Raw genomic sequence first — 25,503 nt, 5'->3', positions numbered from 1 at the left:
CATGATCGAGGAGATATGCTCACGTCGCGCTCCGCGGGCATGGGGTCCGATCTCGGTGAGACTCTATGGAACCCGTTATGACCAGATCCCGTTCAGCGGGCTGATGGGAAAGTTCGCCGACCATTACCAGGTGCTCCTGAGGTCGGAGGCAGCAGCCTTCCAGAGTGTGCTCACACGGGAAGCCTGGGACTCGCTGACGGCGAACCTGATCGGCGACCTGGTCTCCATCAGCCACCGGACGCTGATCTTCGAGCTCAACGGGTCACGGGCCAGCGGGCGGCTCACCGGGGACACACCCGGAGACAGATATCGCCACTACAGCGACCACCTGCTGAATGACCCGTCGTACCTGGCCTTTCTCTTCGGAAAGTACCCCGTGCTCGGTCCCGCGCTGGTGCGCTGTGCCCGAAACTGGCTGACGAACTCTCTGGAGCTGCTTTCCCGGCTCGCTGCCGACCTGCCCCTGCTACGGCGGCATGGATGGGTATCGGAAGACATAGCGACAGCCAGCTCGCTCCGCTCCGGCCTGGGCGATCCGCACAACGGTGGCCGATCTGTCACGGAGGTGACCTTCTGCAGCGGGGAGCAGGTCATCTACAAGCCCCGGCCGCTCGACGCCGAGGAGCTGTACGGCCAGGCCGTCACGCTGCTCAACAGCCTCGACGACGAGATCAGCCTGAAGGCGATGCGGGTCATCAACCGAGGTTCATACGGCTGGTGCGAGTTCATCGGCCACAGCCCCGCTCCCAGCCACGAAGGGATCGGCCGGTTCTACCACCGGATTGGCTCCTGCGCCGCGCTGTTGACGTGCCTGGCAGGCTCCGACATCCATATGGAGAACCTCCGGGCCGCCGGCGAGTTCCCGATTCCGATCGACCTTGAAACCATCCTCCAGCCCTCACCCGCCTCCGCGGCCGGCATGGATTCTGCTGCGGACAAGGCCTTCGAGCTGCTTTCTCAAAGCGTCCTGGCGACCGCGTTGATCCCCGGGCGTCAGCTCGCCTTGGAAACCAGCGCGATAGGCGGCGGCCTGAGCAGCCCGGAGTCGCTGAGAAGGCTCGCTCTGGTCGCGCCGTTCACCGACGTGATGCGGACAGAGCTGGTGCCCGCAACCTTGGAGAAGGCCGAGAATCTGCCCTTTCTGAACCATGGGCGGATCCAGCCGGCGGCCCATGTCCCCGACATCGTCAAGGGATTCCTGGACGCCTACGACGCCATCACGGCGAACAAGCCGGCCTTCCGCGAGCTGATCCGCCGGTTTTCCGACGCCGAGATCCGCTACCTGGTCCGGCCAACCGAGGTTTATGGCTTACTGCTGAGCGAGCTCCATCACCCTCGTCGTCTGCGGGAGACCCTCGAAACGGAAAGGCTCTGGCCCGGACTGGCCGAGGCGGAGCGAAGCCAGCTGCTGGTCGGAGACATTCCCCGCTTCTTCACCAGAGCCTCGGCGACCTCGCTCCGTTTCGGGGATGACGGTGAGATCAGCGGCTTTTTCAGCGAGACGGGCCTCGAGGTGGTCGAGCGCCGGCTACAGATGTTCGGTGAAGAGGACCGCGCCGCTCAGCTGGATATCCTGACGGCCGCTCTCAGCACCTTGCCGCACTCTTCGCCTTCCCTTGCACGGGTGCCAGACCAGCGGAGAAATCTCCGAGACAGCACGCGTGAGGCCGTTGACGCGCTGGCCGATGAGGCGATTCATGGAAGGGCGGACTGCACCTGGATCGGTCTGGCCGGAAACAGCGTGGGCGACGAACCACGCACCTACGGGGCACTCCCAACGCGACTGTATGACGGGCTGTCCGGCATGGCGCTCATGTTCGGCTACGCGGCGAAAATATACGCAGATGAACGCTATCTCCAGCTGGCGTTACGGAGTATTCACCCGGTTCTCTCCGAGCTTCGGAACGAACAGCGGGTCGGCGCTTACTCGGGAATGGCGGGCACGTTCTATGTTCTGGGGCACCTGGCCGTCCTGACCGCCGATGAGACCTACATCGACATCATCGATCGATGCATCCCGTCCTTTGTCAGGAACATAGGCGAGCGGCAGGAGTTCGGCCTGGTCTCGGGTCTGGCCGGGGCGGCTGTGGTGGCCTGTGACCTCTACGAGAGGCATGGTCTCTCTGAGCTGAAGGCGGCGGTCGCCCTCTGCGCCGAGCGGTTGACGCGGAGTTCGTCATGGGATGGCACAGGCGACGGCTTCGCCCATGGGAAGGCCGGAATCGGGTGGGCGCTGCTTAGGGCGGGCCGGGTCCTGAAGGACGCCGAGATCGAGGAAACGGGGATTCGAGCCCTGGCCTCTGGCCGGAATGTGGCGATGCCGGAGCCTCATTGGTGCCGTGGCACCGCGGGAACGGGGATCTCGCGACTACTCGCCCACCATCTGTGTCCCTCCGCGGCCTTCGTCGAAGAGGTAGCCAGAGCCCTGTCGGCGGTCACGGCGAAAGGCTTACTCACCGGCCCCGGCCTTTGTCATGGAGAGCTGGGCAGTCTGGAGTTCCTCGGGCTCGCCGCCGAACGCCTTCCCTGGCTCGGACGAGAGCCGTACCGGCAGATGAGGCGAGATCTCGTGGCGGGCGGCACTGTCGTCACGCACGCACACAGTAGTCGTTTTCCTGGGCTGCTCACAGGAAGGGCAGGAGCCTGTCTGTCCCTGTTGAGGTTGGTGGCCCCGGGAGAGGTGCCTTCCGTGCTCTGGCTGGAAGGACCGAACAAGACATGAAGGGATGATCACTATGGATGTCACCGACAGCCGCTTACGACGCCGTGAGCTTTTCGATGAGGATGCCGATGGCTACCGCTCATCGCGGCCCGGCTACCCTGGCCGTGCCTTCGAGCTTCTCGAAGAGGTCGATGCGCTGCGCCCGGGTGCCAGAGTCCTGGAGATCGGCGCCGGCAGCGGGCAGGCCACCCGGGAACTTCTGGACCGCGGCGCCAGCGTCTGTGCCGTGGAGCTAGGCGCCAACTTCGCAGCCCGGCTCCGTGCCGAATTCAGCGACCGGCCGCTCACCGTGATCGAAGGTGACTTCGACTCCCTCACGGAGATCGACGCGGATTTTGATCTTGTGGTGTGCGCCTCGAGCCTGCACTGGCTGGACAGATCCACCGCTCTGCAAAAGATCGCGCGACTGCTCCGCCCTGGGAGTTGGATCGCCGCGTGGTGGACCGTCTACGGAAACCCCGCAAGACCCACCCCTTTTCGCATGGCACTCAATGCCATTCTCCAGCATCACCGTCCCGCCGGAGTTTTAGGGGTTCTCGGGCCGTTCGACCGCGATGCCTGGATCGGCGCGCTGAGCGCCGCCTCCTTTGGGAACGTCCGAGTGGAGACCATTCAGTGGTCGATAACGATGTCGGCCCAGCGGCTCATCCGGTTGTATGCCACCTTTGCCGCAGTCCGGGAACTCTCCGAGCCGGTCCGGGCCGCCCTGCTGTGCGACATCGAAGCTGCGGCAGGAGCGCTCGGCGGTCAGGTAACAGAGCATTGCATCACCGTCGTCTACCTGGCTCAGAAGAGTCGTTGAACCGATCTCCGGAGAGAAGCAAAGCCATGTCACACGACAAGCAGCCCCTCAGGAGTACGCGCAGCGCCTACCTGGCATCTGTGGCGGCCAACCACGCTCGGCTGAGCTACGAGTACCTCAATTCCGGTGATGTCGATGCCTACGTCTCCCTCTTCGAGGAGGACGCCGTGTTGCGTCGCCCGGAGTTGACTGTCTACGGGAGGGACAAGTTGGAGCGCTATCACCAACAGCAGGTCGGCCTCCATCATCACTCGGTGACCACGGTCATCACCTCGGGGTCGGGGGAGCATGTTGTCGTCATCGGCAACACGATGGGGTCGAACGCCGGCGAGCAGGTGAGCTTCGCCGACGTGTTCACCGTTTCGAGCTGTGGGCTGTTCACCTCCCTGCAGGTCTTCTATTTCACGCCTGGGCGATGAGCGTCGCGATGATTTCTTCGGCTTTTTTCGCCCACTGCTCCACCTCTCGCTCCTGAAATATCTCCCGAGCCTTCTCTGCCAGCTCCCGCGCCTGGATGATGTCACCCTTGGCGGCGAAAACCTGGGCCAGGTCGAGCTGCACCTGTGCGGCACCGAGGTCGTCCATGACGCTTTCACGGATCTCCGCCGCGTGACGCAGGGCCTGCACGCTCAAGTCGAACTTCTGGCGCTGGCCGTAGACGACGCCGAGGCTGTGCAGGGCGTAGCTTTCGCCGATGATGTCGCTGTTCTCGCGCACCATTCGCAGGACCGTACTCTCTATCTGTTCGGCCTGCTCGTAGTTCGCACTCAGCAGGTACGCCTTGCCGAGTTTGTGCATCACCTGGGCCTCCACGCGGAGGCTGCCCGTCTGCCTGGCGATGTTCAGCGCGTGGCCCAGCTGTGTCTCCGCTTCGCCGTACCGTTGCCTGTCGAGTTCGATCTGGGCGAGCTTGGCCAGGACGTGAGCTTCCCCGACCAGGTCCCCGACCTGCCGGAAACCGGTGAGCGCCTGCTTGTACAGGTATTCGGCCTTCTCTGGCGAGCCTTGGTGGTATTCGAGCATCGCCAGGTTCCGCGATGCCAACGCTACTCCGTGAATCTCCCTGAGCTCCTGGAACTGAGTGAGTGCCAGCTCCAGCAGCGGCCGTGCCAGGGTTGCCCGCCGCTGGTTGAGGTGCATCGAGCCGAGCGAGCACATGAGCGCCGCCATACCTCGCTTGTTGTCGGCCAGCCGGGCGGCGCTGAGAGCGTTCTCGTGAGTGTGCTGCCAATCCTCGAAGTAGTTGCGTGTTTCGAAGAGAGTGACCAGGGTGACTGTCAGATCCCAGCACGCCTCGACCAAGCCGTGCTCCCCAGCCAGGATCACCGCTGCGCAGAGGTTGGCCCGCTCTTGCTCCAGCCAGTCGAGCGGGCTCTCCAGGAGCCGGTCAAGCTGGTCGTCGGGCAGCTTCCAGCGGGGTGCGCACCCGTGCAACAGGGTGTAGTCACCGCCGTAGAGCCGGCGATGCGCCTCCTCAGCGAGGTGCACCCAGCAGCCCATCACGCGCTCGAGAGCGGCCATCTTGCTCGCGTCGTCTTCGTGCTCGTACAGCCGCTCCCGCGAGAAGGCACGGATGAGACCGTGGAACTTGTACCGCGGGTAGCCGCCGTCATCGATACCCGCCACGTCCAGCAGCCGGGCGTCGACGAGTTCCTCCAGCCGATCCACGGCTCGATGCGCCTCACCGTCGAGCACGGCAGCGGCGAACCAGTAGGGGATGGTCTCGCCTTCGGCCAAGCCGAGCAGGCCCAGCAACCGACGGGCCGTCTCGCTCATTCCGTCGTAGGTGAGCGACAGGCTCTTCCTGACGACCATCTCACCGTGGGCCAGCTCGTCGAGGCGGTACCGCTCGTCAGTTAACCTGCGCACCATCGAGATCAGCGACCAATGAGGACGGGCGGCCAATCGGGCCGCCACGATCCGCAAGGCCAGCGGCAACCCCCCGGTCATCTGGGTCAGGGTGACGGCGGCACGCGGCTCGGCCGCCACCCGATCGGCTCCGATGACCTTGGCGATGAGTGCCAGGGAGTCGGCCTCGTTCATGACGTCCACCTCGAGCTGCAGCGCGCCGGGCAGACCAGTCAAGCGGGTCCTACTGGTGATGATGACGGCGCAACTGGCGCTGCCCGGCAGCAACGGCGTCACCCGGGCCTCACTGACCACATCCTCAAGAACCACCAGCATCCGTTTGTTGGCCAGCAGACTGCGGTACATGGCGGTCCGTTCTTCCACACTGCTGGGTACGGCGGGACCATGAATCCCCAGCGAGCGCAGGAAGGTGCCGAGCACGTCGGCCACAGGCACGCTCTGCGACTGGTCGCCCCGAAGGTCCCGATAGAGCTGGCCGTCGGGGAAGGCCTGCGCGAGGCGGTGTGCGACATGTACGGCCAAGCAGCTCTTTCCAGCGCCGGCCTTGCCGCTGATCACTACGACCGGCATAGCGGTATTACCGCTGACGCGCAGGAACCCCTCGGCCGCGCCCACCAGGTCATGATGTCCGGTGAAGTCCTGGATATCGGCTGGCAGCTGATGCGGGGTAATCGGCAGGAGCATCGCCGGCTGATCCGGCGTGAGCGTGATGGAATCCCTCGGCGAACCGGCGAGCAGCAGCGAATCGTCACCCTGCAGGATGGCCATCTCCAATTGTTGCAGCTTCTCACCCGGCTCCAGGCCGAGCTCGTCCACCAACTGGGCACGCCCCACGCGGTAGACCTCCAGGGCCTCGGCCTGCCGTCCCGACCTGTGCAGGGCGAGCATGAGCTGACCGCGCAGCCGCTCGCGCAGTGGAGTGTGCTCCACCAGGTCGGTAAGCTCGCCGACCAGTTCGCGATGCCTGCCCAGTCCCAGTTCGATGTCGATACAGGACTCCAGCGCGGCCAGCCGGGCTTCGTCCAGCCGCAGCGCCTTGCTCTCCAGCACACGGCTGACGACGCCGCTGAGAGCTGGGCCGCGCCATAGCGCGAGCGCCTGCCGTAGCGAGGCTGCCGCCTCGACGGGATTTGTCTGTGTCAGATGCCTGGCCTCTCGCACCAGCATGTCGAATCGGTGAGAGTCCAGGTCTTCCAGCGATACCTGCAAGCAATACCCGGGCGGACGCCGGATGATCTCTCCCCTGGCCGGGATGAGGGCCACCAGTCGCCTCAGCGCCGAAATGCAGATCTGCACTTGGCCGCGCGCGCTGGGTGGAGGATCTTCGTCCCAGACGGCGTCGATGAGATGCTCGGTACTGACAATGTGATTGGCTTCCAGCAGCAACGTTCCGAGGATGATCGGTTGCCTGCCGGGCGGAATGGAAATAGGTGCTTCGCCGTTATGTAATTCAATGGGGCCAAGGATGCGGAATGGCGCCGTCACATTTGCTGCCATAGCTCACCTTTGCGTTACAGTAAATAGCCCAAATGGATGAGTACAGTTCGCATGCTCTCGGCATCCCAAAGGTCCTCCAGTCGATTCGATCAATGTATATTGCGATATAGCAAAGGTCGACAGCATTCCCTCGGTTACCCCCGATGACTCACACCTTGATCACCCCGAGTAACCGGTTCGGCGCGAAATTTCCGACCGATCATCCTGTTCGACCATCTGGCGTGGCGTACCGCCCGAGGATCTCGGATAGGCGCCGGCTTTCACGGGGCCGCGGGTCCTTCGTCTTCCATTCGTCAACATCGAGCCCGTCGCGCAGGCTCAGAGAAGCCTGCCGCGTCAATACCGTGCTGTCGGATGAAGCCGACCTTCTCCTTTCTCGCATGGGCTGTCGCTGGGCGTTTCGGGTGGTCTTGAAGGTGTCACCGGTCCCAAAAAGCTGAGCGAGAAGGGCTGGGTACGGCCCGACCTGAGCGAAGGGGTTCCTGAACGTGAATGACGGGTTCGGTGCGGGCACAGCGCAGTCGATCCCTGGGATGGTGGTGCATCAGGAATGAGCGGTCGCGGTGGAAGCATTGTCGTCTGTTCATGGGTTCACTAGGGAAAGTGCAGATCGGACGTAGCATCCACCGCGTCGTCGGCGATGGCCGGGCAGGGCATCGATCGGCTGTGAAGGGCAAGAAGACGTTCAAGTTGGCGTGGGGTATCAGCGGCCAGCGTCCGCCACACATCCGGATCGCTTCTTTGCGCAAGGACCCGTGTGGCAACCCAGGATCCGGGGCTTCCGTCATCTTGGCGTGCTCGCCAAATCGTCCAGTCCGGGTATGTGGCCTGCAACACAGATATGGCCGATTCCCGCCTGACCGCGCTGTGTTCTTGTGATGCGCACATGCCGCTCCCGTCTGCGCCTTGGCGGGGGAGTCGGGCCGGCGTCCGCGCCGAGGTGGATGTGTGTTCGTTGTCGGCTTGAGAAACTCCCTCCACAGTTTTCTGGCGTGATGAGTTAATCGATGTTGCCATCGGTCTGGCGCCTTTCCTGTCCGAGGTGACGTGCTGCGACTTCACGAGTCTGAAGAGCAAAGATCGCTTTGCCGAGTCGACATAGTCGAGGAGGACAGCGAACGCAGCACGATGGAGCGTCGCTGAAGCTGCCGAATGCGATGGTTGATCTCAGTCGGCACCCTCCACAAGAGTTTCTTATTTGTAGGTCATGCCCGGTGAGCTGACGTCAGCCTATGATCTACGATATTAAGAAATGGGTCACCGTTCGGCACCGTTCGGCACTGTCCGGCACTGTCCGGCACTGTCCGGCACTGTCCGGCACACTCGAATCTCCTAAATGCGTACGCCGCAATCCCCTTAGATGGGCGACGCGGCAGAAAGCCTTTCGAGGAGAAAAACCCCAATGCATATGTATGAGATCGACTCCATATTGTTCGATTGAACGGTCGCGACCTTTCGCCAAGCCGCCCCCCTCGGACTGGCTTCGTTCGACCAGAGGGCAGCGTCCCTCAGTCGCCGATAGCCAGGGGCCGGCGCGCCGGTTTGGGCCGCCAGGTGCTTGGGGCGAGGGCAATGAATAGTCATACGTCCTAACATCATGGTGATCCAAGGGAATTTCCATATCTGGGGTGTTATGAACGCACCGAAAGCTTGCACCTCACGACATAGGGTGTCAAGCTTGCGTGAAGTATCCGGAGGAGTCTCACTCTCACGTGCTACAGCTGGAGGCAGCCATGCCTGTGAGGGCCTACCGCCGGCCGCTGGCGGAGCTAGTTGATCATCTGTTTCGGACCGTTCGCCAACAAGACGGAACCCCGTACAGCTATGAGCAGGCCGCCAAGGAGATCACCGAGCGAGGCACCGCGATCTCACACACGACACTCTGGCGGATACGCACCGGCAAGACCGACGATCTGTCGGTTTCCCACCTGGCCGGCATCGCCGACTTCTTCGGTGTTGACCTGGCGTACTTTTTCGATGAGATCTATGCCGCCAAGATCGACGCCGAGCTCGAGCTGCGGGTCGCGATGCAGAACGTGGGCGTGCGCAAGGTCGCGATGCGGGCCATGGGGTTGTCGTCAATGGGGGTGGAAAGCCTCACGAAGATCATCAACGTGATTCGTGAGATGGAAGGTTTGCCGCCATTCGAGTCCGAGGCGGACACCAACACTCAACCGTAGTTGACCTGTGACCTGCTTAGACAGGCACCTGCAATGGGGGCGGGAGAGTGACAGGTGAATCTGCTGGTCTCGGCCGGGCGGGTACTCACTGGTCCGGCAGGCGAGTGGATCGACAACGGGGCAGCGTTGGTGGAGGGCGACGTCATCACGGCGACCGGCCCGCGAGAGGAGGTGGCGTCGCACACCCCGGCTGACGCGCTTGGCCTGGCGGTTCCGGGCGGGATCGGGTTACCAGAACTGATCAATCGTCATGTGCGTCTGGTCGTTGATGCCGGGATAGACCCCGCGGGCTCGCTTCGGGCTTCCGGCGATGTGGAGCTGCTGTTGGACGTGGTGGCCACTGTTGTTTCTGGACGGGGACGTCGACGGTGAGCAGGCCATGCGCGAACTGATCCAGCGTAACGCTCGCGACGGCGCCGATGTGATCAAGGCGATGGTCGCGAGTGGGCAGATGCCCTCGGGCGACGCCTCCATTTTCAGCCTGTTTGAGGAGCTGACCGCACCCTGATGGCGCCCAGATGCGGTCCAAGGCACGCTTCCGGTAAGCGAGATTCAGGCGTCCGCGGCGGGGCAGCCGGGAGCCACGTTCTCCGCGCCCTCCGGTGGCTCGAGGCGGAAGACGGCGGTGTGTGTGGTGTGAGGAATGATCGTCTCCAGGCTGTCGTCCGCGCCAAACGGAAACGCCTCGATCGCGAAGGGAAGGTCGAGCACAGACAAGTACGCTTTGATGACTCTGGCCGCCTCCTCACCTTCGACAAGGATAGCCCGCGACGGACCGCTCTCCTCGCCGTGAATATGGCATTCGCCGGAGACGAAGAGATTTTGGACCCATTGCCGTTGCCGGTTCGGTGCGGCCAAGTACTTTTTTCCAGCGAGCTGGACAATGGCGATGGGCGTTTGCCGGAGTTGCCCGGTGTGACGGCCGCGCGTCTGGATAACGCGCAATGCATATGCCTCTTCACTGTAAGGCTGAAGGGGCATATGCATAATCTTCTCGATCATCATAGTGTTGATGTCACGCGGGTGCATGGTCGGATGGTTCATGACCCCTCATTCACTCATGCTCAACGGCGGATCCCACGCAGGACTGGGGGAAAGCCCACAGTCCATGATCGGGATGGTAGCCCCTGTCAATCATGGAGAACAAGACAGATATAGGGACGGCGATATGCGGGAGCGCACAGTACGACGGAGGTGCCGTGAACTGCTCCGGCAGCTCGGCATCCGCCCTCCGCTTGATGTTGCTGACCTGTGCCGGCGGTTCGGTGAGTGGCGTGGCCGACCGGTCAAGCTCGTGCCCTACCCTTTCGAGGTCCCGGGCCCCTCAGGGTTGTGGATACAGATTGAATCGGCCGACTACATCTTCTACCAGGAGAGAACCTCCGCCCCCCACCAAGATCACATTATTTTGCATGAGCTGGGCCACGTCTTCGCCGACCATCCAAGCGATGAGCTGGACATCGCCAGCTACGAACTGCACACGTCAAGCCCGCCTTCCCACATCAGGCGAATATTGCGGCGGACATGCTATGAGACGGACCATGAGAGGGAAGCTGAACTTATCGCCACCATCATCCTTGAATGGGCCAGTGTCCTCAACGTCACCCACACCCTCCTCCTCGATGAGAATGCCCCTCACGGGGAGCAGCTGAATACATCGCTGATCAACCATCAGGGATGGCTATGAGCACCTCCTTCATCCTCCTCATCGTCACCCTCGTCACCTTCGCGATCCTGGCTGTCAACGTCGTTCAGGTACGCCGCGCCCCGGAAGACCTGCCGCTACGAGCCGCCACCGCCGGAGTGAGCTGCATCTTCTTATCCGCCCTCGTGAACCTCCCAGGCGTTCGGACAATTCTCGACGGCATGCAAGCCGGCGTAGCGAAGCTGTTCGTCAATCTCATCACGCTTCTGTGCACGTATTTTGTGCTCGCGTTCTTCTTCTACGCGATTTACGGTCAGACTGCCATTCGCCGCATGCGGCGTGAGCGCGTTCTGCTACTGCTGACGTGCGGCATACTCGTGACTACTTGGTTCATCGCCCCGCCCGGGGTGCGTGAGGCACCCGCCGATCTTCAGAACGGCTACAACCTCCAGGCCAGGATCTTTCTCGTCACCGCCTTGGCCTATATGGCATATACCCTCACGATGTCGCTGGGTCTGGTGAAGGAGTACGCCCGCACGGCAGCCAGCCGCCATGTGCGTTTCGGGATGAGGATCTTTCATGTCTCGCTCTATCTCCTCATCGCTGGGGCGGTTCTCAAAGTCGTCGTCCTGCTCCTGCAAGGATGGGGAGTGGCGGTGGGGTTGCCTCTATTGGAGATCTCGAATACCGGCTATCTGCTGTTTGTCGGAATCGGGATCGCTGTGTTCGCGCTTGGGCTTGGCTACCCGCTGGTCGCCGGCATGATCCTGGAGGTGCCCGTCTGGGCTCGGCACAGAGACCTGTACCGGCAGTTGGAGACGCTGTGGCGCATTCTGCATAGAGTGTTTCCCGATCTTGCCTTGATTGCGGGCGAGAAGTCGCGGTGGCGCGAGGCACTGGGATGGCCGCGTATCCATCGCGGCTACTACCGTCGCGTGATTGAGATTCGCGACGGGCTCGTCCAACTCGCCCCTTACTACAATCACGAGGTCGCGCAGCAGGCACGGACGATCGGGGTCGGACAGGGCTTATCCGAATCGGATCTGGAAAGCTTCGTGCAAGCCACCCTCATCGTGCATGCCCTAGAGTCCAGAGCCTCCGGAACGCGGTCGGAAGACACCGATCTCATCCCGCTACGTGGCGGTCATGACTTGGATTCGGACGCCGAATGGCTGGCAGGGCTGTCCAGGTGGGTCCAGCAGTTGATGAAAGAACCCGCGCCCTGATCCGAACCTCGCCGGCCGGCCCTGAGCCCACACCACATGGCGACAACTGACGGTTTGCGGTGCTGCTCCCGGCGAATAAGCGAAACCCGATCCCAACCGCGCGACCCAGCCATGCACCGCCTGGGCCATGCGATCCGCGACGCCGAGCTGCACCCTTGACGGCCTCGGTCAGATCGATCAGACCACAGTGACCCACCGACGACGCGGGCTGTGAGGCAGACGTTGAACTGGCGGCAGACCTCTCCGTCGCTGTAGGCGATGAGGTCTAAGCGGCATTCCAGAAGTTTCGCTTGTAACCGGCGGGGAGCCAGGGGCTGGTCCACGGAGCCGCAGCGGCCAGTAACCGGTCCGGTGAACGGGCACGGAAGAAGGCATGGGTCTGTCTGAGACGGCCGGGCCAGGTGACGGCGGTGTTGGCGATGAACGCCTTCAGCGCTGCCCAGATGCGTTCCACCGGATTGTCGTGCGGGCTGTAACGCGCCCCGTACAGCAGCTCCAGCTGGGGATGCTCTTTCAGATAGCCGGTGACGATCCTGGCGTGGTGGACGCTGTCGTTGTCGCAGATCACGATGATCGCCGGGGCGGCGGGGAACGCGGCGATCACCTGATCGAGCAGGCGCAGGAAGTCGGCCGCGCACCGGCGCCCCAGCCGATACGCCCACCGCCCCGTGGTCATCTCCAGCGCGCCGAGCACGGTGACCTGCCGGTTCTTGCCCGGCGTGGCGACCTGCGGGCGGCGCGGGCGCAGCGTCCAGCCGGAGCGGATGTGCGGCAGCAGGTGCGCGTGGGTCTCATCGGCGGCCCACACCACCGCCCCGCGCGGCAGAGCACACAGCCGCGCGGTGATGTCGGCCAGCACGCGCCAGCGGTCGGGATCACCCCGGGCGATCAGCTTGGGCCGCCGCCAGATGGCCACCCGCCGCACCCGCCGATACAGGGTGCGCCTGCTCAGCCGGGGTCGGTTCAGCAACCGCCACAGCCGTGGAATCGTCCACGGTCCCGGGCGCGCCAGCAAAGCGGCGATGCGGTCGGTCAGCCGCCGGCCGCCCAGCCTCGGGCGGCCCGGGCGGGGACGGTCGGCCAGCCCCGCCGGCCCCAGCCGGTTGAACCGCCCGATCCAGCGGCGGACCGTGCCGACGTCATACCCCAGCAGGTCGGCGATCTGCGCCGCTGACAACCCATGCAGCGACAACAGCACCATCACTGCGCGCGTCGCCTGTCGCCAACGGCCCCGTAACTGCGTCTGCAGATGCTCGATCGAGGCGGCCGGAGCGTTGGCGAACACGACAGGAGGGCGCATACTGACCACGACCTCGCCGGTGGGTGGACGTTGTGGCAACCTCGATCCAACCCCCGGCGAGGCCCGTGTCAATGCCCAGCTGCCCCGGCGATCTCACGCCCTGTTACGCGCAGAACTTCTGGATAGGCGCTTAGCTGTTCACACTTCACACCCGACCTTCTATCTGGGCGAGAACCGCATGGCGTCGAGATGACTTGGAGCCCCTCGTCGACGAGCTCAGCGTCACGCGTCGCTCACTCGGTTCGCCGCTGGCGTCCGCTGCTCCGAACTCGCCGTTTTCTTTCGTCCTGGGCTTGACCTTGCCCCTAGGTCAACCTTCGACGATGGCTCCATGACCAACAACGCGCTGTACACCATCGAAGCCCCGATCCGCGAGCAGGTCGCGGCCCACTGCGAGGCCAACGGCGTCCCCGGGTTCGTCACCGGCGTCTACCACGCGGGCGAGCAGATCATCGTCTCCCACGGCACCGCGAACGTCGCCACCGGCGCCCCGATGCTCCAGGACACCGGATTCCTCCTCGGCTCCGTCACCAAGGTCCTGACCACCACCCTGGTCCTCCAGCAGGTCGACCGCGGACTGCTGGACCTCGACTCACCGGTCGTGAAATATCTTCCCGACTTCGCGCTGGCCGTGCCGGGCGCCGCGGACAAGATCCTGGTCAGGCACCTGATCTCACACACCAACGGCATCGACGCGGACCTGTACTTCCCCGACGACAAGGGCCGCGACGCACTGAAGGCCTACGTCGAGGGCCTGGCGATCAACTGCGGCACCCTGTTCGAGCCCGGCGAGCAGCTCAGCTACTCCAACGGCGGCATGATCGTCGCGGGCCGCCTGCTGGAAGTGGTGACCGGCCTGCCCTTCAACGACCTGCTGGCGCGCGAGATCTACGCCCCGGTCGGTATGAAGGACTCCGGCACCTCCGCCGAGCAGGCCATCCTGCGCAGCACGGCGGTCGGCCACTTCCTGGACCTCGAGACCATGGCGCCCAAGCCCACGAACATGTTCACGCTGCCCGACACCTGGGGCCCGGCCGGCGGCACGCCGATCGGCACCATCGCCGACCTGCTCGCCTTCGGGCGCACCCACCTCGCGGGGGGCGTGTCCCCTTCCGGCACGCGCGTCCTGTCGGCCGAGTCGACCGCCCTGATGCAGCAGGTCTCCTACGACATGGAGAGCCCCAACACCCCGCCGATCGGCCTGGGCTGGGTGCTGTACCCGTTCGGCGACACGACCGTGCTGGCCATGTCGGGCGCCTCGCCCGGCGGGGTCTCGCTCCTGTGCGTGCTCCCCGAGCACGACCTGGTCCTCGCCGCCTACGGCAACAACCCGGGGGCGATCATGCTGCAGGACCAGATCCTGCAGTGGCTGCTGAGCGAGCACCTCGGCGTCCAGATCCCCAAGCTGGTCACCGAACTGGAGCAGGACGTCGACCTCACCCCCTACGTGGGCACCTACCGCTCCAACCAGCTGCGCATCGACGTCAGCATCGTCGACGGCCAGCTGGAGGAGCGGACGACCTACGAGCCGGCGGACGAATCGCAGGAGCGGATCTTCACCGAGTTCGCCGGCGGCACGACCTCCGCCCCGCCGCAGCGCTACGTGCCGATCCGGCCGGGCCTCTTCGCACCCGCCGGATATCCGCTGGAGGCGTTCGACGGGTACCTGCGGCTGCTGCTCGTCTCCTACCACGACCTCCGCGAGGGCCAGGCGCGCTTCCGCAACGGCGGCGGCCGCCTGACCCGACGGGCCTGACCCTTCCGAGTGGAAGGATGTCCTGCATGCTCACGATTGGCCAGCTCGCGGACTACGCCGGAGTGACCATCAAAGCCATCCGCCACTATCACGAGCGCGGTCTGCTCACCGAGCCCGGCCGCGACTCGTCCGGCTACCGGCGCTACACCGCCAAAGACGCCGTCGACCTCGTCAAGATCAGGACCCTGGCCAATGCGGGCGTGCCACTGGCCCGCATCAGGGACCTTCTCGACGCCGACCCGGACGCGCTCACGGCAGCCATCGCCGAGATCGACGGCAATCTCCAAGACCGCATCGCGCAGCTGCGGCGAACCCGCGATCAGCTCGCCCAGCTGCGCGGCGGCGACCGGCTCTTCGTTTCTCCGGAAGTCGCCGACTATCTCGACGATCTGCGCGAACTCGGCGTCGGCGAGCGCCAGATCCGGGTGGAACGGGACGGCTGGATCCTCATGCAGACCGCCTCACCCGAGGACGCCTCCCTGTGGATCGCCGAAAAGCGCGACCTGATGACCGATCCCGAGTTTCGTGCCCTCTACCTCGACCATGACGCCGCCTACGACTGGTCGCCGGACGATCCCCGCCTGCCCGTCCTCGCGGAGCGTACCCGGAACTGGTTCACCGATCACCACAGCCGATCCGAGACCTGCTCCGTCCAAAGCCCGGCCATCGCCCGGTTGGCCGCGCAATCCCAGCCGGGAGCCTCATCGCCGGCTTGGGATCGCCTCGCCCAACTGGTGAACGGCTGAAGATGTCTCTGAACCATCCAGTGATCGTGACCAGGTCGAGGGCCGGCGTCTCGTCCTCGCCGCGACACGGGCGTTCCACCTTGACCCGCTTGCACGGCCGACGGATGGTGGTGGGTGCCGGAGAAGAGAGCGATCAGGTTGTTCTGCGCCTGCTCCATCCGCATCCCGCCTCCGAGGACTTCTCACGCGTGCTGGCGTGGGTGCCGGGAGCGTTCGTGTTCCTCGGCTCGCGCCTGGCGCGTCTCCGTCCTGACGAGGCGGAGGAGAACCACTCACCGCGAGCGGAGTTCGACGACGTGGTGCTGCCCGACGGCGTACGGCTGCTGGCCGAACTGGCCGCCCGGCGGCTGCGCGGATCAGGGAGTCCTCTCCCTTGGTCGTGTGACCCCGAACGGGGCATAGCCATAGGGGAAGAGGGTGAACGGGCTCTTTGGGTGAGAGTGTGAGTCCATTACAGTACCCGTTGCAGCAAAAAGCCCCGGAGCTTGATCGCTTCGGGGCGTTTATCGATGTGGGGCTACCAGGACTTGAACCTGGGACCTCTTCCTTATCAGGGAAGCGCTCTAACCGTCTGAGCTATAGCCCCTCGTTACGCGCTAGAACGGTACCGCATCCACTTGATGGAAGCGAATCCGCTCGCTCGAACAGGGAAAAGCTTACCCTGTTCCGGCACCCACTTGCGCCATGTCCCCGGCCTGAAGCCGGGGACATGGCGCCGGGTGGTTATTCGGCCTCGCTGAAGGTGACCTCCACGCCGCCGACCAGGTCGGCGGCGACGTTGTAGATCACTGAGCCGAGGGTGGACAGGGCGGTGATCAGCACCACGTTCACCGCGCCGATCAGGGCGGTGTAGCCGAGGATGCGGACCGGCTCGAACCAGGAGGCGGCGTCCACGCCGTTGGTGGACTTGCCGTCGGCCATCGTCAGCTGGTTCACCGTCTGGATGATGTTGTCGAACACCCCCAGTCCGGACAACACCATGTAGAGCACGGCAACCGCGACGAACAACACCACGAAGCAGACGAGCGACACCACGAAGCTGAACTTCATGGCCGACCAGGGCTCGATCCTGCGCAGCACCAGGTGTGCCTTGCGCGGCGCTCTCGCGGAGCTGTCCGAACCCTTCTTGCCCGGCTTCTCCTGTGCGAGTGACGGCGCGGACGACGACAATCCTCCCGGCGCCCAGGAGGAGGCGTCGGCCTCCGCGGACGCGGGACGAATCCGCATCGTGGAATCGCCTGGTTTGTCTTCCTCGATAGCCGTCACGCTCTGCCTGCCCTTGTGCTCGTCGGTTACCGGCCTGTCGGTCTCCGGCGTGGACTCGCTACCGTCGACCGGCGACTCGGCCCCCTCGGCGGCGTCCGCTTCGGTGGCCTTGTCTATCTTCCCCGTCACCTGATCGCGTGTCGATGAAGAGGCCGGGCGTGGGCCTGGTCTGGCCTGAGCGCACACGGCTACTCACCTTCCCCGTTTTCCTCGGTCTCCAACGCCTCGGCATTGCGGGCGAGAGCCACGACGCTGTCCCCCTCCGCGAGATTCATCAGACGCACCCCCATGGTCTGGCGACCAGACTGCTTGATCTCCCCTGCGCTGGTCCGGATAACCCCGCCGGCGGAAGTGATTGCGAAAACCTCATCCTCAGGCCTGACCATGACGGCCCCGACCAGCTTGCCACGAGCACTGACGATCTTCGCCGTCAGAACGCCCTTGCCGCCTCTTCCCTGGACAGGGTAGTGATCCGCAGGGGTGCGCTTGGCATATCCACCCTCGGTCGCGATCAACACGTCGTCGCCGTCGGCCATCCGGTTCATCGCCAGAAGCTCGTCCCCTTCGAGGAACCGCATGCCGATCACACCGCTGGTCGCCCGGCCCATCGGGCGCAGAGCCTCGTCGGAGGCCGTGAAGCGGATGGACTGGGCACCGCGGGAGACGAGCAGGAGGTCGTCCTCCTCCGACACCAACCTGGCGGCGATCACCTCGTCATCTTCTCTCAGGTTGATGGCGATGAGGCCACCTGAGCGCGGCGAGTCGTACTCCGACAGGCGCGTCTTCTTCACCAGGCCGCTGCGGGTGGCCAGCACGAGGTACGGCGCGACGTCGTAGTCACGCAGGTCCAGGACCTCCATGACGACCTCGTCCGGCTGCATGGCCAGCAGGTTCGCCAGATGCTGGCCGCGCGCGTCCCGGCCGGAGTCGGGCAGCTCGTAGGCCTTGACCCGGTAGACCCGGCCCTTGTTCGTGAAGAACAGCAGCCAGTGGTGGGTCGTCGTGACGAAGAAGTGGTCGACGATGTCGTCCTGGCGCAGCTGGGCGCCGCGCACACCCTTGCCACCGCGCTTCTGGGCCCGGTAGAGGTCGGTGTTGGTGCGCTTGGCATAGCCGCCGCGGGTGATCGTGACGACCATGTCCTCCTCGGCGAGGAGGTCTTCGATCGACATGTCGCCCTCGTAGGCGATGATCTCCGTCTTGCGCTCGTCGCCGTACTTCGCCGTGATCTCCGAGAGCTCCTCGAAGACGATTCCCCGCTGCCGCTCCGGCGAGGCCAGGATCTCCTGGTAGTCGATGATGTGCACCATCAGCGCGTCGTACTCGTCGGTGATCTGCTGCTGCTCCAGGGCGGCCAGCTTGCGCAGCTGCATGTCGAGGATGGCCTGCGCCTGGATCTCGTCGATCTCCAGCAGCGTCATCAGGCCGCCCTGGGCGGCGGACGCCGACGGCGACCGCCGGATCAGGGCGATGACCTCGTCCATCCGCTCAAGCGCCTTGAGCAGTGCGCGCAGGATGTGGGCCCGCTCCTCGGCCTTGCGCAGGAGGTAGCGCGTCCGGCGGACCACGACCTCGATCTGGTGCGCCACGTAGTGGCGGACGAACTGGTCCAGCCGCAGGGTCCGCGGCACGCCGTCGACCAGGGCCAGCATGTTGGCGCCGAAGGTGGTCTGCAGCTGGGTGTGCTTGTAGAGGTTGTTCAGCACGACCTTGGCGACCGCGTCGCGCTTGAGCACGATCACCAGACGCTGGCCGACCCGGGAGGAGCTCTCGTCGCGGACGTCGGCGATGCCGGTGATCCGGCCTTCCTTCACCGCCTCGGCGATCGACAGCGCGAGGTTGTCCGGGTTGACCATGTAGGGCAGCTCGGTGACGACCAGGCACTGGCGGCCCTTGGCGTCCTCCTCGACCTCCACGATCGCCCGCATGGTGATCGAGCCTCGGCCGGTCCGGTAGGCGTCGTCGATGCCCCGGCGGCCGACGATCAGCGCGCCGGTCGGGAAGTCGGGGCCCTTGATCCGGGCGATCAGCGCCTCAAGGAGCTCGTCGTCGGTGGCGTCGGCGTTCTGCAGCGCCCACTTGACGCCTTCGGCCACCTCGCGCAGGTTGTGCGGCGGGATGTTCGTGGCCATGCCGACCGCGATGCCGGCCGACCCGTTGACCAGCAGGTTCGGGAACCGCGACGGAAGGACCAGCGGCTCCTGGGAACGCCCGTCGTAGTTGGGCTGGAAGTCGACGGTCTCCTTGTCGATGTCACGGATCATCTCCATGGCGATCGGCGCGAGCTTGCACTCGGTGTATCGCATGGCGGCCGGCATGTCGTTGCCCGGCGACCCGAAGTTGCCCTGGCCGTCGACCAGGGTGTAGCGCAGGGCCCAGGGCTGTGCCAGCCGTACGACGGTGCCGTAGATCGACGAGTCACCGTGCGGGTGGTAGGAGCCCATGACGTCGCCGACGACGCGGGAGCACTTGAAGTAACCCCGGTCCGGGCGGTAACCGCCGTCGTACATGGCGTAGAGCACGCGGCGATGCACCGGCTTGAGCCCGTCGCGGACGTCGGGCAGCGCACGGGACACGATGACGGACATCGCGTAGTCCATGTAGCTGCGCTGCATCTCCGACTGGATGTCGACCGGTTCGATGCGCTCTGCGGGCGGAGTGTTCACATCCGTCACGGGTGAATGATCCTTTTCAGAGAGAAGTCTGTACGGCTGCCGCTACACATCGAGGAAACGGACGTCTCGCGCGTTCCTGATGATGAAGGAGCGGCGAGCCTCGACGTCCTCACCCATGAGAACGCTGAACAGCTCGTCGGCCTGGGCGGCGTCGTCGAGGGTGACCTGGCGCAGGAGGCGGCTGTCCGGGTTCATCGTGGTGTCCCACAGCTGGCCGGCGTTCATCTCGCCCAGACCCTTGAACCGCTGGATGCCGTCGTGCAGGCGCGGGTCGCGCTTGCCCCGGGCGATGCCGTCCTCGATGATCGCGTCACGCTCGGGGTCGGAGTAGGCGTAGGAGGCGTCCTCGCCCCGGCGGTCCCACTTGATCTTGTAGAGCGGGGGCTGGGACAGGTAGACGTGCCCGGCCTCGATCAACGGCCGCATGAAGCGGAACAGCAGCGTCAGGAGCAGCGTGTTGATGTGCTGGCCGTCGACGTCGGCGTCGGCCATCAGGATGAGCTTGTGGTAGCGGAGCTTGGCGATGTCGAACTCGTCGTGGACGCCGGTGCCCATGGCGGTGATCAGCGCCTGGACCTCGGTGTTCTTCAGCACCTTGTCGATGCGCGCCTTCTCCACGTTCAGGATCTTGCCGCGGATGGGCAGGATCGCCTGGAACCTGGAGTCGCGGCCGCCCTTGGCGGAGCCGCCCGCCGAGTCACCCTCGACGATGAACAGCTCGCACTTCTCCGGATCGCTCCACTGGCAGTCGGCCAGCTTGCCGGGCAGGCCGGAGCCGGACTCCAGCAGCGACTTGCGCCGGGTCAGGTCGCGGGCCTGACGGGCCGCGATGCGGGCGCGTGAGGCCTGCAGGGACTTGTTGATGACGTCCTTGGCCTCGCCCGGGTTGCGCTCGAACCAGTCGCGCAGGTGGTCGTTACAGGCCTTCTGGACGAACGACTTGGCCTCGGTGTTGCCCAGCTTGGTCTTGGTCTGGCCCTCGAACTGGGGGTCGGCCAGCTTCACCGAGATGATCGCGGTGAGGCCCTCACGGATGTCCTCGCCGGTGAGGTTGTCGTCCTTGCCCTCCTTGAGGAACTTCTGCTCACGCGCGTAGCGGTTGACGATCGACGTCAGCGCGGCGCGGAAGCCCTCCTCGTGGGTACCGCCCTCGGCCGTGTTGATCGTGTTGGCGAAGGTGTAGACCGACTCGCTGTAGGAGTTGTTCCACTGCATGGCGATCTCGACCGAGATCCCCTCGCCGTGCTCCTCGAAGTCGATCACCGAGAGGTGCGCGGGCTCCTTCTTGGAGTTCAGGTGCTTGACGAAGTCGGACAGACCGCCCTCGTAGTGGTAGACCACCTCGACGGGCTCACCGTCGATGTGGTCGGGCCGCTCGTCCCGCATGGAGATCGTCAGGCCCTTGTTGAGGAAGGCCATCTCCTGGAAGCGGCGCGAGAGCGTCTCGAAGCTCCACGTCGTGGTCTCGAAGATCGTCGGGTCGGCCCAGAAGGTGATCGAGGTGCCGGTCTCGTCCGTCGGCTCGCCCTTCTCCAGGGGCGCCGTCGGCCGGGAGTCCGCGTAGGACTGCCGCCAGTAGTGACCGTCGGTGCGGATCTCCACCTCAAGCCTGGTGGACAGCGCGTTCACCACGGAGACGCCGACGCCGTGCAGACCGCCGGAGACCGCGTAGGACTTGCCGTCGAACTTGCCTCCCGCGTGCAGCACGGTCAGGACGACCTCGACCGCGGGACGCTTCTCGACGGGGTGCATGCCGACGGGGATGCCTCGGCCGTTGTCGACGACCCGGACCCCGTTGTCAGCGAGAAGTGTGACTTCGATTCTGTCGGCGTAACCGGCCAGGGCCTCGTCGACGGAGTTGTCCACGACCTCGTAGACGAGGTGGTGCAGACCGCGTTCTCCGGTCGAGCCGATGTACATGCCTGGGCGCTTACGGACCGCCTCGAGTCCTTCGAGAACGGTGATTGAGCTAGCGTCGTAGGACAAGTGTGAAATCCTCCTGCCGCGGACACGCGGCGGGAACACACTCAGCCCCACCGTGCCCGTCACCGTCGTGAATGCCCCGATGCGTGCACCCAGGGGAGTCCGGCTTACGTGCCGGGGGTGACACGCAAACGGACGTGTCCGGAATTCAGCTTCATTCTAGCGGCTCAAGGCTCATGATGTGGCATTGAAGAGCGCTGAAAGGCCCTTCTGGCGCGTCGACCCTCCACTCAAGGATCCCCCTACGCGGGAGGGGGTCGTCGCGCCAGAAGGGCAACTGATCCGTTTCGCGGCTGGCCGATCAGCCGTAGGTGTCACCCGGGCCGCGGCTCCCGGCGACCCGCAGGCCTCCGCTGGGACGCGGTCCGTGCTGCGGGCCCCGCACCTTCACCCGCTGCACCGTTCCGTCCCCGAGCTCCTCGTTCAACCGTCTGATCAGCGTTCTTGCCAGCAGTCGCACCTGGGTCGCCCATGCGGTGGAGTCGGCGACCACCAGAACCTCCCCGTCGGCGAAGGTCTCCGGCGTGGTGTGCGCGGCCAGGTCCGGCCCGACGATCTCGTGCCAGCGGCCGAACACCCCGCCGACCGCGACAGGCTGCTCCCAGCCGCGGTCGGCCAGCAGGTCGGCGATCGCACGTCCGAAAAGCTGGGGATCCCCGGAATCCCTGCGCGGCCCGGCCGCCCGGAGCCGGGGCGCGCGGCGGGGAAGCTGCCCCCGCTTCGCCGCGTCCGCCTTCGCCTGGGCCAGCTTCTCCCTGGCCATCGCCGCGCCTCTGGCCGCCGCGCTCTTCGCCGACCCGAGGTCCGGCGGTCTCTCATCGGACACGGTTCACCTTCCCCTCGGTGACGTCGAACCGGGCTCCCACCAGCTCCGCGGGGACGTCGTCGGCGACCGCGGCGGTGATCAACACCTGTTCGGCCGGGGCCACGATCTCGGCCAGGCGGCGGCGTCGCCGGTTGTCCAGCTCGGCGAAGACGTCGTCGAGGATCAGCACCGGGTCGCCGCCGTCGGCCCTGAGCAGGTCGTAGGCGGCCAGCCGGAGCGCCAGCGCGAACGACCACGACTCGCCGTGGCTGGCGTAGCCACGCGCGGGCAGCTCTCCCAGGCCGAGGAACAGGTCGTCGCGGTGCGGGCCGACGAGGGTGACGCCGCGTTCGAGCTCGGAGCCGCGGACCTCCAGCAGGGCGGCCCGCAGGTGCTCCTCCAGGACCGCGCGGCCGGCTCCCGCCTCTGTGGACAGCGTGCCTCGGTAGGCGAGGTCGGCGGGGGCGGAGTCGGGCGCGAGGGCCGCGTAGGAGGCCGAGACCAGCGGGCGCAGCGCCTCGATCAGCTCCAGCCTGGCCTCCAGCAGTTCGGCGCCGTGCCTGGCCAGGTGGGCGTCCCAGACATCCAGGGTGCTCAGCGGGTCTCCGGCGCCGGCGGCGGCGAACGCCGAGTCGTTGTCGGCCCGCCTCGCGCTCCGGCTGCCCCGCCGCGCCTGCGCCGCCGTACGCAACAGGGCCCCGCGCTGCTTGAGCACCCGGTCGTAGTCGGCCCGGACCCCTGCGAAACGGGGTGTTCTGGCCACCAGCAGATCGTCGAGGTAGCGACGCCGCTCCGAGGGGTCGCCCTTGACCACGGCCAGGTCCTCGGGGGCGAACAGGACCGTGCGCAGCAGTCCGATGACGTCACGCGGGCGGGACACCGGCGAGCGGTTCAGCCGCGCCCTGTTGGCCTTTCCCGGGTTGATCTCCAGCTCGACCAGCGCCCGCCGGTCCTCCCGGACGATCACGGACCGGACGATCGCCCGCGCCGCCCCCTGCCGCACCAGCGGCCCGTCGTTGGCGACCCGATGACTCGACTGCGTCGCCACGTATCCCAGCGCCTCGACCAGGTTGGTCTTGCCCTGCCCGTTGGGCCCCACGAAGGTCGTGACGCCCGGCTCCAAGCCGAGGTCGGCGTTGTCGTAGGACCGGAAGTCGGTCAGCGAGAGATGGGCGACGTACACCTCAGGAAGATTAGTCGCCTCCGCCCGTCACCGGGGCCTCGTCGCGTTTGTACGGCTTGCGCCCTGTGGGCGGGCGCAGGCCGTACGCGCGCCTGGATCTACTTGCTGACCTCCACCGGCGGGACGACGTCGGCACCGGGGGCGTCGGCACCCTTGTCGACCTGCCCCTCCTTCGCGGTGACGGCGTGCCCGCCGAACTGGTTGCGCAGGGCCGCGACGACCTTCATGGCCGGCGAGTCTTCCTGCCGGGAGGCGAACCTGGCGTACAGCGCGGCGGTGATGACCGGCAGCGGGACGGCGTGGTCCACGGCCGCCTGGACCGTCCACCGCCCCTCGCCGGAGTCTTGCGCGTAGCCCTTCAGCTCGGCCAGCGCCGGGTCCTCGTCGAGCGCGCGGACCAGCAGGTCCAGCAGCCACGACCGGATGACCGTGCCGTGCCGCCAGCTCTTGAAGGCTCCGGCCACGTCGGTGACGACGTCTGAGGCTTCGAGCAGCTCCCAGCCCTCGGCGAAGGCCTGCATCATGCCGTATTCGATGCCGTTGTGGACCATCTTGGCGAAATGCCCGGCGCCGACGTCTCCCGCGTGGACGAAGCCGTCCTCCTCGGGCTTGAGCGTCTCGAAGATCGGCATCAGCTTCTGGACGTTGTCCTTGGTGCCGCCGACCATCAGCGCGTAGCCGTTCTGCAGGCCCCAGACGCCGCCGCTCACGCCGCAGTCGACGAAACCGATCCCCTTGGCAGCGAGCTCGGCGGCGTGCTTCTGGTCGTCCAGATAGTGCGAGTTGCCGCCGTCGATCACGATGTCCCCGGGCGACAGCAGATCGCCGAGCTGTTCGATCGTCGCCCGCGTCGGCGCCCCCGCGGGCACCATGACCCACACCGCCCTCGGCTCCTGGAGCCGGTCCACGAGCTGTTTCAGGCTGGAGACGTCACTGACCGCGGGATCGCGGTCGTAGCCGACGACGTCGTGGCCCCCGCGGCGCAGCCGCTCGGCCATGTTGCCGCCCATCTTGCCCAGCCCGATCATGCCGATCTGCATACGAGCACCCCCTTCAGGGTTCCATCATCCACCTACACCAGTCGTGCCAGCGCATGCCGTACCAGATCGGCGTTTCCGTCAACAGGATCGCCCTCCGGGCTGTGGAGGACGTCCTCCAGGCCGATACGCGTGGCCAGACCCGACTGCCCCGCCTCGTCCACAAGTATCCAGGCCGGTTCCTCCTCCCCGTGGAGGAGCCGCGGGCCGGGGACGGCCAGCTCGTCGAGGCGCCCGAGCACCGCGCGCGCACGGGAGACCGCGGTGTCCGCGGGGCCGCCGATGATCTCGACGAGCACCCGCACGCACTCCAGCCCGGTCGCGGCCAGCGCTTCGGCGTCGCCGGTGGACCAGACCCCGGCCTCGACTTCCACGCCGAGCCGTCGCAGATCGTGCCACAGGTCGGAGAAACCGGGCTCGGAGAGGTTCACGGACGCGAAATCCGGCCGGTCCTCCACAGGCAGCACGGCCCACCCACGGACGGCTTCGCGCCGCGCCTCCACGTCCCCGCCCGATATCCACAGGCCCGTGCTCACCCCGACGGGAAGGCCGGGGCACGCCCGCCGTACCGCGCCGACGGCCGCCCCGATGTGGGCGGCGCTGAGCGACTCTCTGCCCGCCTCGTCGCGAGGGTGCATGTGAACAGCCGCCGCACCCGCCTCACGGGCCTCACGGGCCGCCTCGGCGAGCTCCAGAGGGGTCAGGGGAAGACCGGGGTGCTCACCGGGCTTCCTGCTCCCGTTGAGGCACGCCTTGACCATGATCCCGCTCATTCACGGCCCCTTCCCGGTCTCGCCGGGTGTTCACACCT

At 65.8% G+C, this 25,503-nt stretch carries 21 protein-coding genes and 1 tRNA gene; 11 read left to right on the top strand and 11 right to left on the bottom strand.

Annotated elements, in window-relative coordinates; translation table 11 throughout:
- The first annotated feature begins 1 nt into the window (after position 1).
- From lanM to ACFY2X_RS04500, 3 genes are read left to right on the top strand one after another with little or no spacing between them, the layout of a single operon-like run.
- Positions 2 to 2,722: a type 2 lanthipeptide synthetase LanM gene (gene lanM, locus ACFY2X_RS04510; protein WP_389932099.1), complete on the top strand. Its 2,721-nt coding sequence runs from the start codon at positions 2 to 4 to the stop codon at positions 2,720 to 2,722.
- A 13-nt stretch (positions 2,723 to 2,735) separates the two neighbouring features.
- Positions 2,736 to 3,524 carry a class I SAM-dependent methyltransferase gene (locus tag ACFY2X_RS04505; RefSeq protein ID WP_389932097.1) on the top strand — a complete coding sequence of 263 codons (789 nt, stop codon included), beginning with the start codon at positions 2,736 to 2,738 and terminating at the stop codon, positions 3,522 to 3,524.
- A gap of 26 nt (positions 3,525 to 3,550) precedes the next feature.
- Positions 3,551 to 3,943: a nuclear transport factor 2 family protein gene (locus ACFY2X_RS04500; RefSeq protein ID WP_389932095.1), complete on the top strand. Its 393-nt coding sequence runs from the start codon at positions 3,551 to 3,553 to the stop codon at positions 3,941 to 3,943.
- Here ACFY2X_RS04500 and ACFY2X_RS04495 read toward each other — a convergent pair.
- Positions 3,927 to 6,890 (bottom strand): BTAD domain-containing putative transcriptional regulator, encoded by a 2,964-nt coding sequence (locus ACFY2X_RS04495; RefSeq protein WP_389932093.1) that lies wholly within the window; start codon positions 6,888 to 6,890, stop codon positions 3,927 to 3,929. The genes ACFY2X_RS04500 and ACFY2X_RS04495 overlap by 17 nt on opposite strands.
- A 1,712-nt stretch (positions 6,891 to 8,602) precedes the next feature.
- Here ACFY2X_RS04495 and ACFY2X_RS04490 point away from each other — a divergent pair.
- Genes ACFY2X_RS04490 through ACFY2X_RS04480 form a run of 3 tightly spaced genes read left to right on the top strand, consistent with a single transcriptional unit; the run spans position 8,603 to position 9,578 of the window.
- Positions 8,603 to 9,070 (top strand): helix-turn-helix domain-containing protein, encoded by a 468-nt coding sequence (locus ACFY2X_RS04490; protein WP_389932091.1) that lies wholly within the window; start codon positions 8,603 to 8,605, stop codon positions 9,068 to 9,070.
- A 54-nt stretch (positions 9,071 to 9,124) separates the two neighbouring features.
- A complete protein-coding gene (locus tag ACFY2X_RS04485) occupies positions 9,125 to 9,442 on the top strand; it encodes a hypothetical protein (protein ID WP_389932089.1) in 318 nt (105 codons plus the stop codon).
- Positions 9,443 to 9,449: 7 nt separating this feature from the next.
- Complete coding sequence (locus ACFY2X_RS04480; protein ID WP_389932088.1) at positions 9,450 to 9,578, top strand: hypothetical protein; 129 nt, start codon at positions 9,450 to 9,452, stop codon at positions 9,576 to 9,578.
- A gap of 44 nt (positions 9,579 to 9,622) precedes the next feature.
- On the opposite strand, the gene ACFY2X_RS04475 is transcribed toward ACFY2X_RS04480, so the two are convergent.
- Positions 9,623 to 10,114: a hypothetical protein gene (locus tag ACFY2X_RS04475; protein ID WP_389932086.1), complete on the bottom strand. Its 492-nt coding sequence runs from the start codon at positions 10,112 to 10,114 to the stop codon at positions 9,623 to 9,625.
- Between the two features lie 124 nt (positions 10,115 to 10,238).
- Here ACFY2X_RS04475 and ACFY2X_RS04470 point away from each other — a divergent pair, with 124 nt between their 5' ends.
- Together ACFY2X_RS04470 and ACFY2X_RS04465 are read left to right on the top strand one after the other, a co-directional pair.
- On the top strand, positions 10,239 to 10,757 hold the full coding sequence (locus ACFY2X_RS04470) for a hypothetical protein (protein WP_389932084.1): 519 nt from the start codon (positions 10,239 to 10,241) through the stop codon (positions 10,755 to 10,757).
- A complete protein-coding gene (locus ACFY2X_RS04465) occupies positions 10,754 to 11,941 on the top strand; it encodes an MAB_1171c family putative transporter (protein WP_389932082.1) in 1,188 nt (395 codons plus the stop codon). Before ACFY2X_RS04470 ends, ACFY2X_RS04465 begins: the two co-directional genes overlap by 4 nt.
- Before the next feature lie 265 nt (positions 11,942 to 12,206).
- Here the strand turns inward: ACFY2X_RS04465 and ACFY2X_RS04460 are convergent, their stop codons facing one another.
- Positions 12,207 to 13,241, bottom strand: a complete 1,035-nt coding sequence (locus ACFY2X_RS04460; protein WP_389932081.1) for an IS630 family transposase — start codon at positions 13,239 to 13,241, stop codon at positions 12,207 to 12,209.
- Between the two features lie 331 nt (positions 13,242 to 13,572).
- On the opposite strand from ACFY2X_RS04460, the gene ACFY2X_RS04455 reads away from it, so the two are divergent.
- The 3 genes from ACFY2X_RS04455 (at position 13,573) to ACFY2X_RS04445 (ending at position 16,189) form a co-directional block, all read left to right on the top strand.
- The gene (locus ACFY2X_RS04455) at positions 13,573 to 14,997 is read left to right on the top strand and encodes a serine hydrolase domain-containing protein (RefSeq protein WP_389932080.1); all 1,425 of its coding nucleotides are present in this window, start codon (positions 13,573 to 13,575) and stop codon (positions 14,995 to 14,997) included.
- Positions 14,998 to 15,023: 26 nt separating this feature from the next.
- Positions 15,024 to 15,743, top strand: a complete 720-nt coding sequence (locus ACFY2X_RS04450; protein WP_389932078.1) for a MerR family transcriptional regulator — start codon at positions 15,024 to 15,026, stop codon at positions 15,741 to 15,743.
- 89 nt (positions 15,744 to 15,832) lie between these two features.
- The gene (locus ACFY2X_RS04445; protein WP_389932076.1) at positions 15,833 to 16,189 is read left to right on the top strand and encodes a hypothetical protein; all 357 of its coding nucleotides are present in this window, start codon (positions 15,833 to 15,835) and stop codon (positions 16,187 to 16,189) included.
- A gap of 66 nt (positions 16,190 to 16,255) precedes the next feature.
- Here the strand turns inward: ACFY2X_RS04445 and ACFY2X_RS04440 are convergent.
- The 8 genes from ACFY2X_RS04440 to ACFY2X_RS04405 all read right to left on the bottom strand — a co-directional run bounded on the left by ACFY2X_RS04440 (position 16,256) and on the right by ACFY2X_RS04405 (position 25,465).
- Positions 16,256 to 16,329 (bottom strand) — tRNA-Ile (locus tag ACFY2X_RS04440).
- A gap of 137 nt (positions 16,330 to 16,466) precedes the next feature.
- Entirely contained in the window at positions 16,467 to 17,138 is a 672-nt protein-coding gene (locus tag ACFY2X_RS04435) for a DUF3566 domain-containing protein (RefSeq protein ID WP_389932074.1), read from the bottom strand.
- A gap of 59 nt (positions 17,139 to 17,197) precedes the next feature.
- The gene (gene gyrA, locus ACFY2X_RS04430; protein ID WP_389932072.1) at positions 17,198 to 19,684 is read right to left on the bottom strand and encodes a DNA gyrase subunit A; all 2,487 of its coding nucleotides are present in this window, start codon (positions 19,682 to 19,684) and stop codon (positions 17,198 to 17,200) included.
- Positions 19,685 to 19,726: 42 nt separating this feature from the next.
- Positions 19,727 to 21,670 (bottom strand): DNA topoisomerase (ATP-hydrolyzing) subunit B, encoded by a 1,944-nt coding sequence (gyrB, locus tag ACFY2X_RS04425; protein WP_389932070.1) that lies wholly within the window; start codon positions 21,668 to 21,670, stop codon positions 19,727 to 19,729.
- 298 nt (positions 21,671 to 21,968) lie between these two features.
- On the bottom strand, positions 21,969 to 22,493 hold the full coding sequence (locus ACFY2X_RS04420) for a DUF721 domain-containing protein (RefSeq protein ID WP_389932068.1): 525 nt from the start codon (positions 22,491 to 22,493) through the stop codon (positions 21,969 to 21,971).
- The gene (gene recF / locus ACFY2X_RS04415) at positions 22,483 to 23,655 is read right to left on the bottom strand and encodes a DNA replication/repair protein RecF (protein ID WP_389932066.1); all 1,173 of its coding nucleotides are present in this window, start codon (positions 23,653 to 23,655) and stop codon (positions 22,483 to 22,485) included. The genes ACFY2X_RS04420 and recF overlap by 11 nt, the downstream gene beginning before the upstream one ends.
- 98 nt (positions 23,656 to 23,753) lie before the next feature.
- Positions 23,754 to 24,695, bottom strand: a complete 942-nt coding sequence (gnd, locus tag ACFY2X_RS04410; protein ID WP_389932064.1) for a phosphogluconate dehydrogenase (NAD(+)-dependent, decarboxylating) — start codon at positions 24,693 to 24,695, stop codon at positions 23,754 to 23,756.
- Positions 24,696 to 24,727: 32 nt separating this feature from the next.
- Complete coding sequence (locus ACFY2X_RS04405; RefSeq protein ID WP_389932062.1) at positions 24,728 to 25,465, bottom strand: 3-keto-5-aminohexanoate cleavage protein; 738 nt, start codon at positions 25,463 to 25,465, stop codon at positions 24,728 to 24,730.
- Between the last annotated feature and the right edge of the window lie 38 nt (positions 25,466 to 25,503).

Origin of the sequence: Streptosporangium sp. NPDC000396 (assembly GCF_042898655.1) — a bacterium.
Lineage (GTDB): Bacteria > Actinomycetota > Actinomycetes > Streptosporangiales > Streptosporangiaceae > Streptosporangium.
This window is presented reverse-complemented; position numbering and strand designations above follow the sequence as displayed.

Coding starts and splice junctions, on each gene's coding strand:
- ACFY2X_RS04500 (WP_389932095.1), top strand. CDS start 3,551: ATGTCACACGACAAGCAGCCCCTCAGGAGTACGCGCAGCGCCTACCTG.
- ACFY2X_RS04455 (WP_389932080.1), top strand. CDS start 13,573: ATGACCAACAACGCGCTGTACACCATCGAAGCCCCGATCCGCGAGCAG.
- ACFY2X_RS04405 (WP_389932062.1), bottom strand. CDS start 25,465: ATGAGCGGGATCATGGTCAAGGCGTGCCTCAACGGGAGCAGGAAGCCC.
- ACFY2X_RS04495 (WP_389932093.1), bottom strand. CDS start 6,890: ATGGCAGCAAATGTGACGGCGCCATTCCGCATCCTTGGCCCCATTGAA.
- ACFY2X_RS04505 (WP_389932097.1), top strand. CDS start 2,736: ATGGATGTCACCGACAGCCGCTTACGACGCCGTGAGCTTTTCGATGAG.
- ACFY2X_RS04470 (WP_389932084.1), top strand. CDS start 10,239: ATGCGGGAGCGCACAGTACGACGGAGGTGCCGTGAACTGCTCCGGCAG.
- ACFY2X_RS04450 (WP_389932078.1), top strand. CDS start 15,024: ATGCTCACGATTGGCCAGCTCGCGGACTACGCCGGAGTGACCATCAAA.
- ACFY2X_RS04480 (WP_389932088.1), top strand. CDS start 9,450: ATGCGCGAACTGATCCAGCGTAACGCTCGCGACGGCGCCGATGTGATC.
- gnd (WP_389932064.1), bottom strand. CDS start 24,695: ATGCAGATCGGCATGATCGGGCTGGGCAAGATGGGCGGCAACATGGCC.
- ACFY2X_RS04460 (WP_389932081.1), bottom strand. CDS start 13,241: ATGCGCCCTCCTGTCGTGTTCGCCAACGCTCCGGCCGCCTCGATCGAG.
- ACFY2X_RS04465 (WP_389932082.1), top strand. CDS start 10,754: ATGAGCACCTCCTTCATCCTCCTCATCGTCACCCTCGTCACCTTCGCG.
- lanM (WP_389932099.1), top strand. CDS start 2: ATGATCGAGGAGATATGCTCACGTCGCGCTCCGCGGGCATGGGGTCCG.
- ACFY2X_RS04475 (WP_389932086.1), bottom strand. CDS start 10,114: ATGAACCATCCGACCATGCACCCGCGTGACATCAACACTATGATGATC.